This is a genomic window from Mycobacterium heidelbergense, from assembly GCF_010730745.1.
Lineage (GTDB): Bacteria > Actinomycetota > Actinomycetes > Mycobacteriales > Mycobacteriaceae > Mycobacterium > Mycobacterium heidelbergense.
This window is the reverse complement of the sequence record NZ_AP022615.1, coordinates 2,137,958-2,152,602: the sequence shown is the minus strand read 5'-3', so window position 1 is coordinate 2,152,602 and position 14,645 is coordinate 2,137,958. Positions and strand designations below refer to the sequence as shown.

Below are 14,645 nucleotides of genomic sequence, written 5' to 3'. Positions count from 1 at the left end.
ACCCGATACTAGGCTGAAGTTGGGAAAATCCCAAACAGTGGATTCGAGCATGTCGCGCGCCCCTTGTTGCATGTCAAAACGCTAGCGGCAGGCACCGACAAGTCCGAGGGCGCGGCTGCGCTACTCAATATCCAGTTAATGACCCGCGAGACGGACTCCGCACGTCGGACACCAGTTGACACCCGCCTCGAGGACGGTGCTGATCGCGTCGAGAAGGTCGAGGTGGTGTGTGCAGACTTCCCTGCGTAGATGGTCGCGGATGGTGGTGACGATGAACCGGGCGCGCTCGGCGGGGGTCGTGCCGTAGCCGTCGGCGTAGATGGTGCCGGAAGCAACGATGCTTCCGCGTTCTAACGCGTGTTGTCGATATCGGGTGGTGCCGTCGTCATTCTGGCCGTCGACGATCCGCATGCTCTGTCCGGTTGGGCGGAGGTCGATTTCGAGGTCCCAGTCTCCGCCGCGTTCGCGGAAGTAGAAGCTGTGTCCGTCGACGGTGCCCCGCCACTGCTCGGGCGCCCAGCCGCCGTGGCTGTCGACGACGACACCCTGCTGTTGGACCAGCCAGGCTTGCAGTTCGTCCTCGGCGGCCTCATCGGCCGCGCGGAGTTGGAGGCCTTCCGGGGATTGCCAGTACTCGTCGCCCGCGTTGAGCAGCCCGCGAAAGGACTCGCGTCGTTGGCGGCGTGTGCGGGTGCAATTGCAGGCGAAGCCTAAGTCGTGCAGATCGTTGCTGGGCAGTTGCGGGTGACAAGAGCAGCTGCACAGCTCACCTGTCTCGATGTCGCGCCACTCTGTCAGCGCATCCAATGCGATCTTGGCCACGACCTGGGCATCGTCGACATCCATATCGCTCAGTACCCGGGCGAGATGGTCGCGGTAGCGTGATCGCGTCTCCACGCGGGTGCGTTGACTGCGCTCGCGGTACTGCGCCGCGGTCGGAAGCTGAGGGTGGTCGTCCACGAGGATCGAGCGTCGCATACCAGCAGAGCCGTGTCGCGCGAGTTTTGCGTGCAGCAAGTGCGGCAGCCCGGCACGAGGTCCACCGAGCTACACGTAGACGTCGGGGAGACGGTTCAAGTGATTGTTGGTCCTGGAGCAGCATGCAGTCCGAAGGGACCGAACCGCCTGCCGAGCCGCGACATCGGTTCCGAAAGCGCACCTCGTCCGCGTTAGCCGCGCACATCTGTCACTCCCGGAGGCAAGACTGGCGCGTATGACGGATAGCGAATCGCAGTGGCGGCACATCTGTGAAGTGTGCGGGGTAGAGGAGATCCTGACCCCGAGTCACGCGTTCGACCTCGGATGGGACTACCCGCCGCGCATGGGCCAATTCGGCGTCATCGGCCCCCGATGTTGTCCTCGATGTCCGAACGTGAAAACGGTGTGGTGGGCTCTGGCGATCGATGGCTATACCGAGGACATGCTGACCGACATGCAGCGGGTTACCATCAGGCGCATCACCGCTGAACCGGACTCCATTGCCGTAGTTGATGATTGAACACGGTCATCAGAGCAGACGACTAACAAAGCCACCCGTCGCGGCTGCGCGGGCCTGGCTCTCGCCTGTCGAAGCATCAGTGTCGGCGACACGCGCGCACGACACGGCCTGCGAACAACTCTCCAAGACTGGAGCGAAATGTTCCGATCTGCAACCTGCTAGCCCCCGCACGCAGATCAGCAGCGAGCCGCGTTCCATCGATGCCGAATCGCTCCTGCTCTGAGAACAGCGAAATATGTTGTCTAACAGACCCTATATATAACGAAGCGCGCGTGTTGAATGACCGTTGGCCCGAACAGGGCCAGCTTGGCCGCCGCAGTGCGCAGATCAAGAAGTTCACCACATGCGGAAAATCTCCGCGATATTTCTCCGAGAGGGATTTGACAGCAACAGGTTTGGCGTGACAGTTCAGATAATCTACGACCGGGAATCTCTCGACAAATCTCCGGGACCCTCGATGGGAGTTGCGATGGGCAGGCCGCGGAACGGGCGCCTTTCACGGGTGCGAGTCGAGTTCAGCCTGCCACCGGCACTCGCCGAAGCCGTCTACACATATGCGGACTCCGCCGACATCACGTTGTCGCAGGCCGGCGGCGAACTCCTGAAACTGGGGCTAAACCAGCGCGGAACCGATCGTGATGAGCCCATTGAGACTGAACTGAATCCTGTTGCATCCGTGCCGAAGTCGGGAGGTGCAGCGACGACGTAGACCCACTGCAGTAACGGCAGTTCCCGCGGCATATGCCGCTCAGAAATGCCGAAAGCCGGGCGCCAACCCGGCTTCCAGCCAAACAAAGAGTTCTGAGGCTCTTCAAACCCTCCGAGGAGGACTGTGTTTATTTCAGCGCGCCCACGCACGATTGTCAACCGTCCACGCCGCGCGATCGGCAGTGGTCGCTGATGGCCCGATACAAGAAGATGACACCGGCCGATGCGTCAGCGCCTGTTCCTGACGAAGCGCCGCCCGAGCCGACCCTGGAAGCGGCATCAGCGTTCATGCAACGCGCCGCCCTGACGCCGCTGCCGGAGCCGGGACCCGATCTCCAGAGGCGCATGGCCATGCTCACCGCGATCACGATCCGACACTCGGACCCGGAAGTCGCCAGAGAGGCCATTCTGCAGGCCGCCAAAGTCCAGTGCATGACCGACTTCACCTGCGAAACGACGGACAAGACGTCTTGCGCAGAGGTCGCAAGCCAAGCGAACTTCGACCCTGCCAATTTCAGAGAAGAGTCCATCGACATCCGGATGCGTCAGCTCGCCGCCGACCTCGGCCACGACCCTGCCCGCACACCGGCGCGAACCTAGAACCACTCCCACACGATGGACCGCGCCAGACAGGCGCGGTCCATCGCCATGTCCGCGCCCGGAAGTGGGTGGAATGAAACGGCACAAATCCAACGAACCGCCACGAAACGCCAGCTACCAGTAGAAACGACGGCGCCGCATCCTGCTAGTCGGATCCTCGATGCCGCCAGACGCGACCAAACGAAGGCCAGAGCGGCACCACCGAATCCGGCCTCTGGACCTGGCGAAAGTCGGTGGAAAAATCGCAAAAAGTCGGTGGAGTGAACTCCCGAAACTTCCCTCTGACCTGCTCTTGAGATCTCCACACCGTGAGCGGTTCTACGAACTGCGTGCGTTTGGGTCACGACCTCGAAAGAGGGCGTGACCTTATGTGTTTGCGCGCGAAGTCGCTGCTGCCGATCCCTTACCACGTGGGAGCCATATCACCCACAGAATCACGAAGTGGTCGGGACTCATTCCCAAGAGTTGAGGTGATCGGGTTTCGGTCTCGTGGGCCGGTGCGCAGGCGCTGATGAGCTGCAGTGCATGCCATCGGCGTTGGTCGATGCAGTGGCGGCATTGAAGAGAAAGTCAGAGGTGGCGGTCGACGTCCATACGTTGGTGCAGGATGCGCACGACGTCAACAATGCCGTCCTCGGTGACCTGGTAGAACAGCGTGTGCGAACCGGCGGCAAGTTTGCGGTAGCCGGGGCGGATCTCGTCGCAGGCTCGGCCGATTCCTGGGTTTTCCGCAATGCTGTTAACGGCATGTTGTAGTTCGCGCAGGTAGTAATCGGCTTGGTCAACACCCCAACGGTCATAGGTGTAGTCCCAGATCTGCTCTAAATCTGCTTGCGCAGCAGGTGAGAGAAGATATTGACCGGTTACTGCCCGCGCGGTGTCTGGGCGGCGGCCCGCTTGCGGTTGAGGAAGGCGTCGAAGTCGAATGGCGTGGAGATACCGCTACGTTCGCCGGCTTCGAGGGCATCGCGCAGTACCCGCAACTGCGTTTCGCGGTCTTCGAGCAGCCGCAACGCCGAGCGGACGACATCACTGGCCGACCGATAACGGCCGGCAGCGACCGCGTCATCAATGAAGGCGCTGTAATGCTCATCGAGACTGAAAGAGGTATTTTTACCCACAAAGCTCACTGTACCAATTATTGGTACAGCTTGTTTTGACGGGCCGGTGACCGGCCTGGCGTCGGGGGCGACGGTTGGGGTGGTCTCACATCTAAAAAATCGAGGCGACTCAGATCCTGGCGCGTTCCACTTCAACCATGCACGCTCGCGCGGAATCGGACAGATAAATCGCTGAGAACAGTAACGGCGGGTTCCACCTGCCGCCGAATCTACGCCCTCTTCCCCCGACAAGGGATCACGGTGGGCGCCGGTGTATCGAGCGCACGTTCCCGACCACTGGATGATGCCGCGCGCGTCGATGCGTTGCACCAGCCCTTCGTCGAGCGCATCGCTCACACGAAGATCCCTTCGGCCATCGCGTCGATGAGCGCCAAGACGCGCTGATATTCGCCGTCGCGTATCAGGTCGGCGGGTTTGGCGTGCTGCAGTAATCGGTTCGGCGAGAACATCCAGACGTTGGCCTGGTCGCGGGGAAGGACTTCGGCTAGGGCGTCGGCGACGTAGGCCAGTTCGATGAGTCGTTGCTTGTTGAGACGTTGCGGGACGACCTGACCTGAGGTCCAGCGCGCCACCGAGCGCGCAGACGCATCGACGATGCCGCCGACTTCCTCATAGGTCAATCCCAAGCGCTCGATCGCACTCGACACGGTTGAGGCGAGCGCATTAGCTCCCATATTGTCCGCCTGTCTGCCTTTTGTCGGTCATTATGTCAGGTATTCTGACACGAAACGACGCCTGCTGCCGAGAGAACATTTCACGACGATGGGTGTTCCGTTTCGGCTTGGACCTAACGACCGCAAGCCGGTCGAAGACGCCCCGGCGTAGCTCTTCAAGCTCGTGGATCAACGCGTTGTAGCGCCCTATTGACATCACCATGGCGGCCGGCTCGGCGTCGGCATCTGTCAGTACAACATCGCCTTCAGCGCTTTGCTATGCCGGTGACTGCCACGGATAGACCACGTCGACGTATTCGTCGCGAGACACGACGAGCGTCTTGGTGGGCGTGGACATATCGACGTAGAAATGGCCGCTGGCTGGACGACCTACGCTGCCCTTGTCGCTCAGAACAGCAAGGTCTGCGACGATTTCGGCCGCCTTGGCATGGTCAAGCCGCCACACCACATGGGTGGGGTCGAGTTCGATATCGGCTGTGCCGGGCTCAATGCGGAACTCGTGCGCAACCCCGTCGTGCTCCAGTCGCGATGACCCCCATTGCTTGGCATCACTGAGCGCAGCTTTGAGCTCGTCGACTCCGCCGCCATCCAAAGTCAACAACACTGCGTCGTCGCCGTAATAAAATTCAGGAAGAAAGTTGACGCGAATGATGCTCATGGGTCTCCACTTACGGCCGGTTTTCGAGTTCTGATGGAATTTGTGTCGTTGCTAGTGACATATCTTCTGGGCGGCGGCGGGCTCGGTCGATGCCGGCCAGGAGGGCGCGGTACACATTGTCGGTGAGCTTCGCGACCTCACCACTGCGGTCGGCGTTGTCGAGCACTAGTGCTTCGGGCACCACGCCGGAGACACGGTAGAGATTAAGGACCTCGCAGCCATCCCAGTGGTCGCTGCTGCCGAGTCGGCGCAGCAGCATCCTCGTCACGGTCGGGCCGTCGACGGCGCCAACGTCCCATCCCTGCGGCACGGCGAGGTCGGGTAGCCACAGCGGCAGGTGTGCCGGTGGAACGAATGTCAGCGCCCCGGTGTGCTCGGCAAGCACTTCCGCAAGCGACGACACCGCGGTGGGGTCGAAGGGCTGTCCTGTCGTATCAGTTTGGTGCTCAGGCAAGAGCCATCGCCCCCAGTATCAGAAGCAGCAGACCCCCACCGCCAACCACCGCAGTCTCACCGCCGGCGGTTTGCAGGTCACCGGGACTCGGTGCGGGCACGTCGATGTGCGGCATCAGGCCCGGGCCAGGGGGCGGGGGAGGCGCGGGCGGGGGTGCGGGCATGGTTGCACCCGGGAATGGCGCCAGCAGTGGGTTCTGTGGCGGCCCGGGAGCTCCGGAAGCCACAGGGTTTTGAAGCCACGGCGGCAGCGAAGAGATGATCGGCGGAGCATCACCGATGCGAGGGGGCAGACCATTGATCGGAATATTGTCCCAACGAGAATTTGGGCTCGAGTGCGGGTTGTAGTCCCAATGCGGATTGTGCCATTTGTCGCCCGGGAAGTAGCGCCACTCTCCACCGTGCTCATCCCACAGACTCTGGCCACCGACACTTTGTTCGCTCGCTCGGCTGGCCGGGCCCGGCGTCAGGGAATCGGAGACTGGTGGGTGAAGGCCCTCGGGCGGCAGCCCTCGGGCGGGAGGAGCCGGGGGCGGCGGATCCGCTTGGCCGTTGCCACCGTCTTGTTTCCAGGTGTGGTCGACGGCACGGACGTGATTGTCTTGCGGCGGCGGGCTAGGGGCAGGGTTTTGCGGGAAAGTATCGCGGATTCCGGCTACGGCGGCGGTGATCTTGCCGGCGACTTGTTGATCGACGCCGACAAGCTGGGCGGCACGCTGACGGATATCGCCGGCGAAGGCTTGTGCTGCGGCTTGCCGAGCAGCCCGCTCGGCGGCTGAACGGCCAGTCGTGCGGTCGGTGACCGAAAGGTCTTCGCTCACTTCAAATCCCGCCGCGCGGGCGTCCTCGACGACGTAACGCACTCGGGAGCGGGCCGCATACAGATCCGATGCCCCGCTGCGGGCGATGTGGGCCGCCGCCTGCAACTGATCAGCTGCCGCGCTGGTTGTCATCATGTCGGCATGAGTCGCGGCGCGCAGCGCTTCAGCAGCGTCGCCTTGCCAGTCGATCGACAGCGCGTCTCGCCAGACCCCGTTGACCACCCCGTAGCAGCGCCCGCCGATGGTCTCCCAGTAATCGGCCGCCTCGGTGAGATGGTCGGTGGGCCAGGCCAATAGCGCCGACAGGCCAGCAACCCCTGCGACCGCCGACATTGCTACACGCCGATCACCGGATGGGCCACAGCAGCCAGCCCGGTGACCGAAGCAGCTTCCTTGGCGAGATAGCGCGTGTCAGCTTGGGCCGTGACTGCGCTGACCTGACACGACGGCCCCTGCCCCGCCGGAGCTATCGTCACGTTTAGTTCGCCCACCGAAACCACTCCAGCGGCGTCCATCGCCTGCACGCCCGCGGTATTCACACGCAACATCTGCTGCACGGCGAAAGTGTAGGCAGGCACGTCGCGTGCCTGCCAGTCACTGTGAACGCCCTAGCAACCCCTCGCTTAGATCCACCGAATTCGGCTACCGGTGTGCGCGAATAGCGCGGCGTCTACTCGCCGGACCGATTGGAAATAGCGTGCGATCGCCCGAGTCTCACCGGGGCAGCGGGCTGTAAAAGACCAACCCGTTGCCCTTGTTGTCGTAGACCACGGCGCGGCGTTCGTGCGCGTCGTTGTAGGGGCCTTGCACGATGCCGCCACCGCTGGCCTCCACGGCCTTCGCGGCGGCGTCGACGTCGGCCGTCTTGATCCCGACGACGACCTGCCCGTAGATGGGATGGTCCACCGCGGTCGCCAGTGCGACGGTGACCGCCCCACCGTCGAGGGCTGCGAAGTGGGCCCCGTCGCGAAACTTCAGCGGCATCCCCAGGGTTTCGCTGTAAAACCGAATCGACTCGTCCAAGTCGTCGGTCGATAAGACGATCATTCGTACTTCGTGCTCGCTCAATGCTGCCTCCCGCGGCTCGATCGCCTTACCCTAGCTCGGTGAGCAGCCAGCGAGTACCCGGCGGGGTGGTGCACACGCTGCCCGCCGACCTGCGCCGGGCCCTGATCGCCAACTCCACGGCACTCGCGGCCTGGAAGGACATCACGCCCTTAGCGCGCAACGAGTTCATCTGCTGGGTCGAGGATGCAAAGCAAGAGACGACCCGCGAGCGCCGCATTCGCCGGACCCGGGAAGAGCTCGAAGAAGGCAAGCGCCGTCCCTGCTGTTGGCCGGGGTGCAAGCACCGCGAGCGCACCGGCAGGTAAACGCGTGCGACGAGACCCGTCCCGCGCTTAACTCGTCGACCGTGCCTGCAGCCACCGGTCGATGTCGGGGGTGACGGGGTCGGTGATGGCGTCGAATTCGGGGTGCTTCTTGAGCACCGTGACCACCATGGAGCACACCGGAACGATGCGCTTGCCGTCGTCGCGAGCCGCGTCGAGCGCCGCCTCGACGAGGATGCTCGCCAGGCCACGTCCGCCGTACGCCGGATCGACCTCGGTGTGGTAAAAAACGCGCTGATCGCCGCGGTCGGCGAATTCGGCCAGCCCGACGGTCTTGCCCTCGACGGCAATGGTGTACCGGCCCTCCTCGGCGGCGACCGTGGTTTGCGCGCCGGTCTTATCGGCAGTCATGCCTGCTCCCTTTCTTCCGGTGTTGGTCTCGGTCGCAGCCGGGTGGTCGGCAGCGGCGGGGCGGGCAGCCGGTTCACCGAACCCCGGTAGCCCTGAACGGCGCCGAAGCGGTCGTCGGCGTCCTCCCACAGTTGGCGGTAGCCGACGATGTCGTCGTGACTGCGCCCGACGAAGTTCCACCACATCACCAGCCGTTCGGCGAAGGGTATCCCGCCCAGCAGCAGCACGCGTGCGGGTCGGTCACCGGCGTTGCGCAGGTGCAGCGACGAATTGCCCGGGCTCTGGTACCCGAGGTCGGCGACCGCCAGGGTGGTCTCCCGCATCTCGACGGGACCCAAGTCGCAAAGCACGCCGTGTTCGAACGCCGGATCGACGTCGATGTCCAGCTCAGCGTTCACGTCCAGATCGATCTGCGCGCCCAGTAAGGGAGTGAACGTCCGCACCGGCGAACGGTCACCCGCCAACTCTCCCAGGAACACTCGGGCGACCGCGCCATGCAGCGAAATCGGTGCGGGCACGTGGTGGGCGAAGTCGCGGCCGGTGTCGCGGTCCGAATCGGGCAGCGCCACCCACAACTGCACGCCGTGCAGGACGGCATTCGACGCGACCGACACTTCGGAGTGACAAATGCCCGCGCCCGCCGTCATCAAATTCAGCTCGCCGGGACGGACCAGGGCATGAACGCCGGCGCTGTCCCGATGCTCCACTCCCCCGCTGAACAACCAACTGGCCGTTTGCAATCCGGTGTGTGGATGAGGCGGGACGTCCATGCTCGCCGACACGGGACCATAGTGGTCGAGAAAACACCACGCCCCGATCAGCGAGCGTTGTCGTTGCGGAAGCGTGCGCCGCACCCGGATCGCCCGCGGCCCGCCCAGCGGGACCTCCCGCGGATGCAGCACCTCGGTGCCGGAAACCCGTGAAGCACTGCACGCGACCTCGGCCGGCGCGGCTTCGAGGTTGCTCATCGTCCACCTTTCGTCGTGGGCGTGATGTCGTGGGCGCGATGCGGCACCGCTATCGCGACAGTACGCCTGGCCGGCTCACCTGCCGGGCGGCCGAAGCGCCTTCATCGCGAGCCGCATAGGCGGTTCGGGCACGCGATCCTGCATCGATAGCGCCGCGTCGGCGGCACGGGCCCGCAGCGGAGTGCCGGCGACCATCGGGCGGGTCTGCTCGAAGGTGCCCAATGTGGCCGAGCCGGCCGCCGCCTCGCGGGCCCTGGCGAGTTTGTGTTCGAGTTTCTCTTGCCCGCCAAGCAAATTGGCCGCCGGAACGCGGACGCCCTCGAACAGCAACTCGGCGGTATGGGACGCGCGGCAGCCAGGTCGTGCCGAAGCCCGTCTACCCCGTTGGTTGGCGCAGCAAACTGCCCGCCGGGATGCGGCCGAATGCTAAGCGGCCGAACGGGGTCCCACTTGCGCGGTCGGCAGGTGCAACACCACCGCGGGCACCGGAATCGCATCGTGTTCGTGACGTGACAGCAGGGCCGCGTTTTCGGGCAGCTGCCGCGAGTTGATCTCGCCGGCGGCGATACGCCGCAGGTCGTCGTGGGCCCGGGCGAGCTGTTCGCGCTTGCGGTATTGGCCGCCGGGTAGTTTGACGCCGGCCCAGACGCCGTACTCCTCGCCGTGCGCGATGGCGTGCTGGGCACACCGACGTTGCTGCGCCAGCGGGCAGCGGCGCAGGCATTGGATCCGCGCCTCGGTGGCGGACCGCTCGTAAGCGCGGGCCTTGGCCGCGCCGTCACCGCCATCATCGTCGGGATACCCGAACCAGAGTTCCGGATTGGCTGCGCAGGGGTGGCCCATGTCGGTCTCCTTGTCAGAGTGAAACGTAGGCAAAAGCGTATACAGGTATACGTCACCTCCGCAAGAGAATCGTGACGAAAACGTATATATGCTGGAAAGTGACGTGCTCTGTGTAATATCCGGCCTATGGCCGGAGCGTGCGGTGAGCCGTGAATCGGCCGGGGCGGCCATCCGTGCATTGCGTGAATCACGGGACTGGTCGCTAGCAGACCTTGCCGCCGCGACCGGCGTCAGCATCATGGGCCTGAGCTTTCTGGAACGCGGCGCCCGCAAGCCGCACAAAAGCACAGTTCAGAAGGTCGAAAACGGGCTTGGCCTGCCGCCAGGCACGTACTCTCGGCTGCTCGTAGCCGCCGACCCGGACGCCGAATTGGCCCGGCTGATGGCCGCTCGACCGCCCGCCGCGGGGCCCGCGCGGGGCTCCGGCGCGGTGGTCGTCGACCGCCATAGCGATACGGAAGTGCTGGAAGGCTACGCCGAGGCGCAGCTCGATGCCCTCAAATCCGTCATCGATCGGCTACCCGCGACGACATCAAACGAATATGAGACGTATATTCTCTCTGTGATCGCGCAATGCGTGAAGGCGGAGATGCTGGCCGCGAGCTCCTGGCGGGTCGCCGTGAACGCCGGCGCCGACTCGACGGGCCGGCTCATGGAGCATCTCCAGGCGCTCGAGGTTACGCGGCGGGCCCTCCTCACGCGGATGCCCACCAGCTTGAGCGCACGGTTCGATCGAGCGTGCGTGCAGTCGGCGTTGCCGGAGGCGATCATCGCGGCGTTGGTCGGTGTCGGAAACGACGAAATGTGGGATATCCGCAACCGGGGGGTCATCCCGCCGGGGGCGCTCCCCCGGGTTCGCGCCTTCGCCGAGGCGGTCGAGTCGACGCGCCAGGAGGAGACGGATCCGGCCAGCGGCGAGGGGGGCCGCGATGGAAAGTGAAGTCGAGGTGTTGAGCCGTGCCCACCGGTTGTTTGCCGGCAACGCATCGCCCCCGACGATGGACGCGGGCACAGCCCACTACCACAGGGTACTGCGGCGCGCCGCTGACCTGAATGACGGTGTGGCACATGATAATTACCAACTCGCGGTGGGCCAGCACCGGCAGCGGCTGGCGGCTGCGGCGCACACGGATGCCGTTGCCGCCGGCGTCATCGCCGACGCCCACCAGGATCAGGCCCGGGCGCGCGAACTCACCAAGAAGGTCCTCGACGAGGCCCGCGCCGACGCCACGGCCGCGCCCGCGACACCCATGGCCCAGCGCGAGGCGACGCGCCGCCGGGTAGCGCGGCTGCGCACGCAGCGGGACCACGTACTGGCGGCCCGCGGCCGGGCGCAACGGCACTCGGCGGCGCTGCGGGCGCTGCGCTACCGGATGACGCACCATCGCGGCCTCGGGCCGCGGTCACCGAACGGCCGCGCCGCAATCGCGGTGCGCGCCGCGTTGTCGCGGCTGGGCCGCCCCTATGTCTGGGGCGCAACCGGGCCCGACCAGTTCGACTGTTCCGGGCTGGTCCAGTGGTCCTACGCGCACGCGGGCGTTCACCTGGGCCGCACGACCTATCAGCAGATCAACGACGGGATCCCGGTGCCCCGTTCGCAGGTCCGTCCGGGCGATCTCGTCTTCCCCCACGCCGGGCACGTCCAGATCGCCATCGGCAACAACCGGGTCGTCGAGGCGCCCTACTCGGGCGCCTCGGTGCGAATCGGTCCGCTCGGCAGCAACGTTGCGATTCGGCGGCCGCTATGACGGGCAACGAACCGATGCCGGACCAGGCCGGGCCTTCGCTGCACGCCATCCAGGCGAGGCAGTCAGCGCTGGCGAGCCGACACGGCACCGCCGCCGAGGCCGACCGTGTGCTGGCCGAGGTGCTGGCCAGCGCCCATGCCGCGACGCGCGAGAGCATCAGGCGACTCGACGCGATCGCCGAGGAGATCGATCGCGCCGCCACCGTCCGGGCGGACCTCGCCGTCGATACCCCGCTGGGGGCGCGTGAATTTCACCGGTTTCTGATCGCCAAGCAACGCGAGATCGCGGCGGTCGTGGCGAACGCTCGCGAGCTGGATCGCACGAAAAGGGCTGCGCTGGACAGCCTGCGGGCACAGTACGCCGCCCCTTCGGGCTAGCGAACCCCACGCGGGTTTGTCCGTGCACAGACGGGCCCGGGTGAATTGTCGGCAACAATGCGCCTGGGTACTGTCGCCCGGCATGGAGGCGTCGCGACACATCCCGCACCAGGGCCGGTTGTGGGGCGCAGCGCCGTCGGCCTAGACGATGTCGGTGTATGACGAGCTGATCACCACGATCAAATATGTGCGCGACCGCACCGGTGATCCGAACGCGTGGCAGACGGGCCTTGCGCCCGACGAGCTGGCCGCGGTGATCACCCCCACGACACGGCCCGAACAACTCGACGCGATCCTGCGCAAGATCCGCCAACAACATGCGGATCTGTTTGGCGCACCCGATGCGGCATCGGACCGAGAGCAGGGCGACGCCGCCGAAGCCATGACAAACGCCGAAGCCGCTCTGGCACACCAGAATTCGGCGAGCTCCCAGCTCGACATGCAAGTGGTTTCGGCCATCCTGAACGCACACCTGAAGGCCGTCGAGGGCAGAGAAGCGCTGATTACACTGCAGCGAGAGACCGAGGCCGCGGTACGAATGCGGTCGGACCTCGACACCCCGGCAGGAGCCCGCGATTTCCAACGATTCCTCATCGGCAAGCTCAAGGACATCCGCGCGGTGGTCTTGAACGCGAGTCTGGATGACACGTCGAAATCGGCCCTGATGGCCGCATGGACGTCGCTGTACGACGCCTCCAAGCACGGCCCCGACGACCACCCGCCGGCGTCGGCCGTCCCGGTGCCGGCGGACACCACCATCCAACAGCCGGCCGACGACGCCGACACCGGTTGGGATCCGCTTTTGGATTCGACGTTGGCCGACGACGCCGGCCCACCCGCCGGGGATGCACCGGGCCAGGGCCCGGCCGAGGGTGCCACGGTTCCGGCCACCCCGATGGCGCCGGCGATGCCAACCATCCCCGGCCTCGGCGCGGCGCCGGTGCCCGGACTGGGCGCGGCGCCGGGCTCGCTGGCCGATTGGGGTGCCCCGGGCGGCTTGGCGTTGCCCGGGCGGCCGGCGGGCAGCGGAAGCGATCCGGCGCTGGACGATCCGGAAGGCCTGCATGGATCCCGCGACCCGAACCCGGGCGATGACGCCGACGACGGCGGGGCCCACGATGAGGACGCCTCGGCGAACAAGCCCGAATCGCCGCCGGCGGGCCCGACAACGGTGACCCTGCCCGATGGCGACGCGGTGACGGCCGCCAGCCCGCAGCTCGCCGCGGCCATCCAAGCCGCGGTCGGCGGGGCACCGATCGCGGATGCGTTCCATCAGCAGGGAATTACCATCCCCCCGCCGGGAACGGCGGTCACCGCCCCGGTCGATCCACTGCAAGTCGTGCCCGGTGATGTAGGGATCTTCACCGATCGCCACGCCCTGGCGCTCGGCCATGAAAAAGCGCTTCTCGACGGCCAGATTCAACGCATCGCCACCGTGAGCGGGCCGAGCTTTCTAGGCTGGGAGCATCCACCGGAGGCGGCCGCGTCCGCGAAGCCCCACACACCGACACCCACCCGGCCGGCGGCCACGCCGACCGCTCGACAATAGTGAATTCGCCGGTTCAACCCGGCGGCGCAGGAACAGGAGACAGCAGATGGCAGATCAGATCCATGTGGTGCCCGCGCACTTACGTGAAGCCGCCGCGCATCACCAGGAGACCTCCGACTACCTGCGCACCGTTCCGTCATCGCATGCGGCGATCCAGGAGAGCCTGGACTCGCTGGGGCCCATCTTCGGCGAACTGCGCGATGCCGGCCGCGATCTGCTTGAGCTCAGACGGCAGTGCTACGAGCAACAAGCCGACGACCACGCCGACATGGCGGTGAAACTGGTCACGTCGGCGACGATGTGGGAAGAGCACGAGCAAGACGCGGCACGACATTTCGGCGGCATCATTGACGGCGGTCGATGACCGACGCCAATCCCGCCTTCGACACCGTTCACCCGAGTGGGCACATTCTCGTCCGCTCCTGCCGCGGCGGATACATGCACAGCATCGCGCTGAGCGAAGAGGCGATGGAAACCGACGCCGAGACCCTGGCGCAGGGCATCCTGTTGACCGCCGACGTGTCCTGCCTCAAAGCGTTACTGGAGGTCCGGCACGAAATCATGGCAGCCGGACACACCCCGTCGGCGGAGGTTCCGACACCCCATGACCTTGATGCGGCGATCGAAAAGCTGCTGGCACATAAACTCCGCCGCCGTGACCGCGCGGACTAGAGCAGCCACCTCTTGGCGCTGTCCGGATCGGGCGCGATATCGGTGGGAGGCTCAATGGGGTTGGGGCCGAACAACTCTCGTGCGCGGGCCAGCAGGGCGCGCACTTCGTCGAGTTGCTGCTGCAGCGCAGAGTCAGCCATGTCCCCACGCTACCCAGGCCATCGCGGCTGCACAATTCACCGGCTGAATAGACCACCCGTCGGATGCCGGTAC

The 14,645-nt window shown here is 65.5% G+C and carries 23 protein-coding genes and 2 pseudogenes; 10 read left to right on the top strand and 15 right to left on the bottom strand.

Annotation, left to right across the window (positions count from 1 at the left end):
- Positions 1 to 135: 135 nt before the first annotated feature.
- The gene (locus G6N25_RS10155; RefSeq protein ID WP_083075404.1) at positions 136 to 978 is read right to left on the bottom strand and encodes a hypothetical protein; all 843 of its coding nucleotides are present in this window, start codon (positions 976 to 978) and stop codon (positions 136 to 138) included.
- A 235-nt stretch (positions 979 to 1,213) separates the two neighbouring features.
- On the opposite strand from G6N25_RS10155, the gene G6N25_RS10150 reads away from it, so the two are divergent.
- From G6N25_RS10150 to G6N25_RS10140, 3 genes are all read left to right on the top strand, one after another.
- A complete protein-coding gene (locus G6N25_RS10150; RefSeq protein WP_083075406.1) occupies positions 1,214 to 1,498 on the top strand; it encodes a hypothetical protein in 285 nt (94 codons plus the stop codon).
- 343 nt (positions 1,499 to 1,841) lie between these two features.
- On the top strand, positions 1,842 to 2,207 hold the full coding sequence (locus G6N25_RS10145; RefSeq protein WP_142272750.1) for a hypothetical protein: 366 nt from the start codon (positions 1,842 to 1,844) through the stop codon (positions 2,205 to 2,207).
- Positions 2,208 to 2,398: 191 nt separating this feature from the next.
- Positions 2,399 to 2,806 (top strand): hypothetical protein, encoded by a 408-nt coding sequence (locus tag G6N25_RS10140; protein ID WP_083075408.1) that lies wholly within the window; start codon positions 2,399 to 2,401, stop codon positions 2,804 to 2,806.
- Between the two features lie 570 nt (positions 2,807 to 3,376).
- Here G6N25_RS10140 and G6N25_RS10135 read toward each other — a convergent pair.
- The 9 genes and pseudogenes from G6N25_RS10135 to G6N25_RS10100 all read right to left on the bottom strand — a co-directional run bounded on the left by G6N25_RS10135 (position 3,377) and on the right by G6N25_RS10100 (position 7,601).
- Positions 3,377 to 3,733, bottom strand: coding sequence for a type II toxin-antitoxin system RelE/ParE family toxin (locus G6N25_RS10135; RefSeq protein WP_083075453.1), 357 nt, complete (start codon positions 3,731 to 3,733; stop codon positions 3,377 to 3,379).
- Positions 3,670 to 3,927 carry a type II toxin-antitoxin system ParD family antitoxin gene (locus tag G6N25_RS10130; protein ID WP_083075454.1) on the bottom strand — a complete coding sequence of 86 codons (258 nt, stop codon included), beginning with the start codon at positions 3,925 to 3,927 and terminating at the stop codon, positions 3,670 to 3,672. The genes G6N25_RS10135 and G6N25_RS10130 overlap by 64 nt, the downstream gene beginning before the upstream one ends.
- Before the next feature lie 118 nt (positions 3,928 to 4,045).
- Positions 4,046 to 4,263, bottom strand: a pseudogene (locus G6N25_RS10125) (RES domain-containing protein); the annotation flags it as partial.
- Positions 4,260 to 4,601 carry an antitoxin Xre/MbcA/ParS toxin-binding domain-containing protein gene (locus G6N25_RS10120; RefSeq protein ID WP_083075410.1) on the bottom strand — a complete coding sequence of 114 codons (342 nt, stop codon included), beginning with the start codon at positions 4,599 to 4,601 and terminating at the stop codon, positions 4,260 to 4,262. The pseudogene G6N25_RS10125 and the gene G6N25_RS10120, both read right to left, overlap by 4 nt.
- Before the next feature lie 256 nt (positions 4,602 to 4,857).
- A complete protein-coding gene (locus tag G6N25_RS23805) occupies positions 4,858 to 5,259 on the bottom strand; it encodes a hypothetical protein (RefSeq protein WP_232065758.1) in 402 nt (133 codons plus the stop codon).
- 10 nt (positions 5,260 to 5,269) lie between these two features.
- On the bottom strand, positions 5,270 to 5,713 hold the full coding sequence (locus G6N25_RS23800) for a hypothetical protein (protein ID WP_232065756.1): 444 nt from the start codon (positions 5,711 to 5,713) through the stop codon (positions 5,270 to 5,272).
- Positions 5,706 to 6,866 (bottom strand): hypothetical protein, encoded by a 1,161-nt coding sequence (locus tag G6N25_RS10110; protein ID WP_163672418.1) that lies wholly within the window; start codon positions 6,864 to 6,866, stop codon positions 5,706 to 5,708. Before G6N25_RS10110 ends, G6N25_RS23800 begins: the two co-directional genes overlap by 8 nt.
- A 2-nt stretch (positions 6,867 to 6,868) precedes the next feature.
- Positions 6,869 to 7,081 carry a hypothetical protein gene (locus tag G6N25_RS10105; protein WP_232065940.1) on the bottom strand — a complete coding sequence of 71 codons (213 nt, stop codon included), beginning with the start codon at positions 7,079 to 7,081 and terminating at the stop codon, positions 6,869 to 6,871.
- Positions 7,082 to 7,247: 166 nt separating this feature from the next.
- The gene (locus G6N25_RS10100) at positions 7,248 to 7,601 is read right to left on the bottom strand and encodes a VOC family protein (RefSeq protein ID WP_083075417.1); all 354 of its coding nucleotides are present in this window, start codon (positions 7,599 to 7,601) and stop codon (positions 7,248 to 7,250) included.
- A gap of 38 nt (positions 7,602 to 7,639) precedes the next feature.
- Here G6N25_RS10100 and G6N25_RS10095 point away from each other — a divergent pair, with 38 nt between their 5' ends.
- Entirely contained in the window at positions 7,640 to 7,906 is a 267-nt protein-coding gene (locus G6N25_RS10095; RefSeq protein WP_083075418.1) for a YdeI/OmpD-associated family protein, read from the top strand.
- 27 nt (positions 7,907 to 7,933) lie between these two features.
- Here G6N25_RS10095 and G6N25_RS10090 read toward each other — a convergent pair whose 3' ends face one another.
- The 4 genes and pseudogenes from G6N25_RS10090 to G6N25_RS10075 all read right to left on the bottom strand — a co-directional run bounded on the left by G6N25_RS10090 (position 7,934) and on the right by G6N25_RS10075 (position 10,086).
- On the bottom strand, positions 7,934 to 8,275 hold the full coding sequence (locus tag G6N25_RS10090; protein WP_083075420.1) for a GNAT family N-acetyltransferase: 342 nt from the start codon (positions 8,273 to 8,275) through the stop codon (positions 7,934 to 7,936).
- On the bottom strand, positions 8,272 to 9,243 hold the full coding sequence (locus tag G6N25_RS10085; RefSeq protein WP_083075421.1) for a pirin family protein: 972 nt from the start codon (positions 9,241 to 9,243) through the stop codon (positions 8,272 to 8,274). Before G6N25_RS10085 ends, G6N25_RS10090 begins: the two co-directional genes overlap by 4 nt.
- A gap of 159 nt (positions 9,244 to 9,402) precedes the next feature.
- A pseudogene (locus G6N25_RS10080) lies at positions 9,403 to 9,600 on the bottom strand (acyl-CoA dehydrogenase family protein); the annotation flags it as partial.
- A 69-nt stretch (positions 9,601 to 9,669) separates the two neighbouring features.
- The gene (locus G6N25_RS10075; protein ID WP_083075423.1) at positions 9,670 to 10,086 is read right to left on the bottom strand and encodes a WhiB family transcriptional regulator; all 417 of its coding nucleotides are present in this window, start codon (positions 10,084 to 10,086) and stop codon (positions 9,670 to 9,672) included.
- A 142-nt stretch (positions 10,087 to 10,228) separates the two neighbouring features.
- Between G6N25_RS10075 and G6N25_RS10070 the strand changes: the two genes are divergently transcribed.
- The 6 genes from G6N25_RS10070 to G6N25_RS10045 all read left to right on the top strand — a co-directional run bounded on the left by G6N25_RS10070 (position 10,229) and on the right by G6N25_RS10045 (position 14,432).
- Positions 10,229 to 11,026, top strand: a complete 798-nt coding sequence (locus G6N25_RS10070; protein WP_083075455.1) for a helix-turn-helix domain-containing protein — start codon at positions 10,229 to 10,231, stop codon at positions 11,024 to 11,026.
- Positions 11,016 to 11,834, top strand: coding sequence for a C40 family peptidase (locus tag G6N25_RS10065; RefSeq protein ID WP_083075424.1), 819 nt, complete (start codon positions 11,016 to 11,018; stop codon positions 11,832 to 11,834). Before G6N25_RS10070 ends, G6N25_RS10065 begins: the two co-directional genes overlap by 11 nt.
- A 14-nt stretch (positions 11,835 to 11,848) precedes the next feature.
- A complete protein-coding gene (locus G6N25_RS10060) occupies positions 11,849 to 12,211 on the top strand; it encodes a DUF4226 domain-containing protein (protein WP_083075456.1) in 363 nt (120 codons plus the stop codon).
- Positions 12,212 to 12,359: 148 nt separating this feature from the next.
- On the top strand, positions 12,360 to 13,760 hold the full coding sequence (locus G6N25_RS10055) for a DUF4226 domain-containing protein (RefSeq protein ID WP_083075426.1): 1,401 nt from the start codon (positions 12,360 to 12,362) through the stop codon (positions 13,758 to 13,760).
- Between the two features lie 46 nt (positions 13,761 to 13,806).
- On the top strand, positions 13,807 to 14,124 hold the full coding sequence (locus G6N25_RS10050) for an ESX-1 secretion-associated protein (protein WP_083075428.1): 318 nt from the start codon (positions 13,807 to 13,809) through the stop codon (positions 14,122 to 14,124).
- Positions 14,121 to 14,432 (top strand): DUF2694 family protein, encoded by a 312-nt coding sequence (locus tag G6N25_RS10045; RefSeq protein ID WP_083075429.1) that lies wholly within the window; start codon positions 14,121 to 14,123, stop codon positions 14,430 to 14,432. Before G6N25_RS10050 ends, G6N25_RS10045 begins: the two co-directional genes overlap by 4 nt.
- Here the strand turns inward: G6N25_RS10045 and G6N25_RS23505 are convergent.
- A complete protein-coding gene (locus G6N25_RS23505) occupies positions 14,429 to 14,572 on the bottom strand; it encodes a hypothetical protein (RefSeq protein ID WP_169924623.1) in 144 nt (47 codons plus the stop codon). The two genes, G6N25_RS10045 and G6N25_RS23505, sit on opposite strands and share 4 nt — an antisense overlap.
- Positions 14,573 to 14,645: the final 73 nt, after the last annotated feature.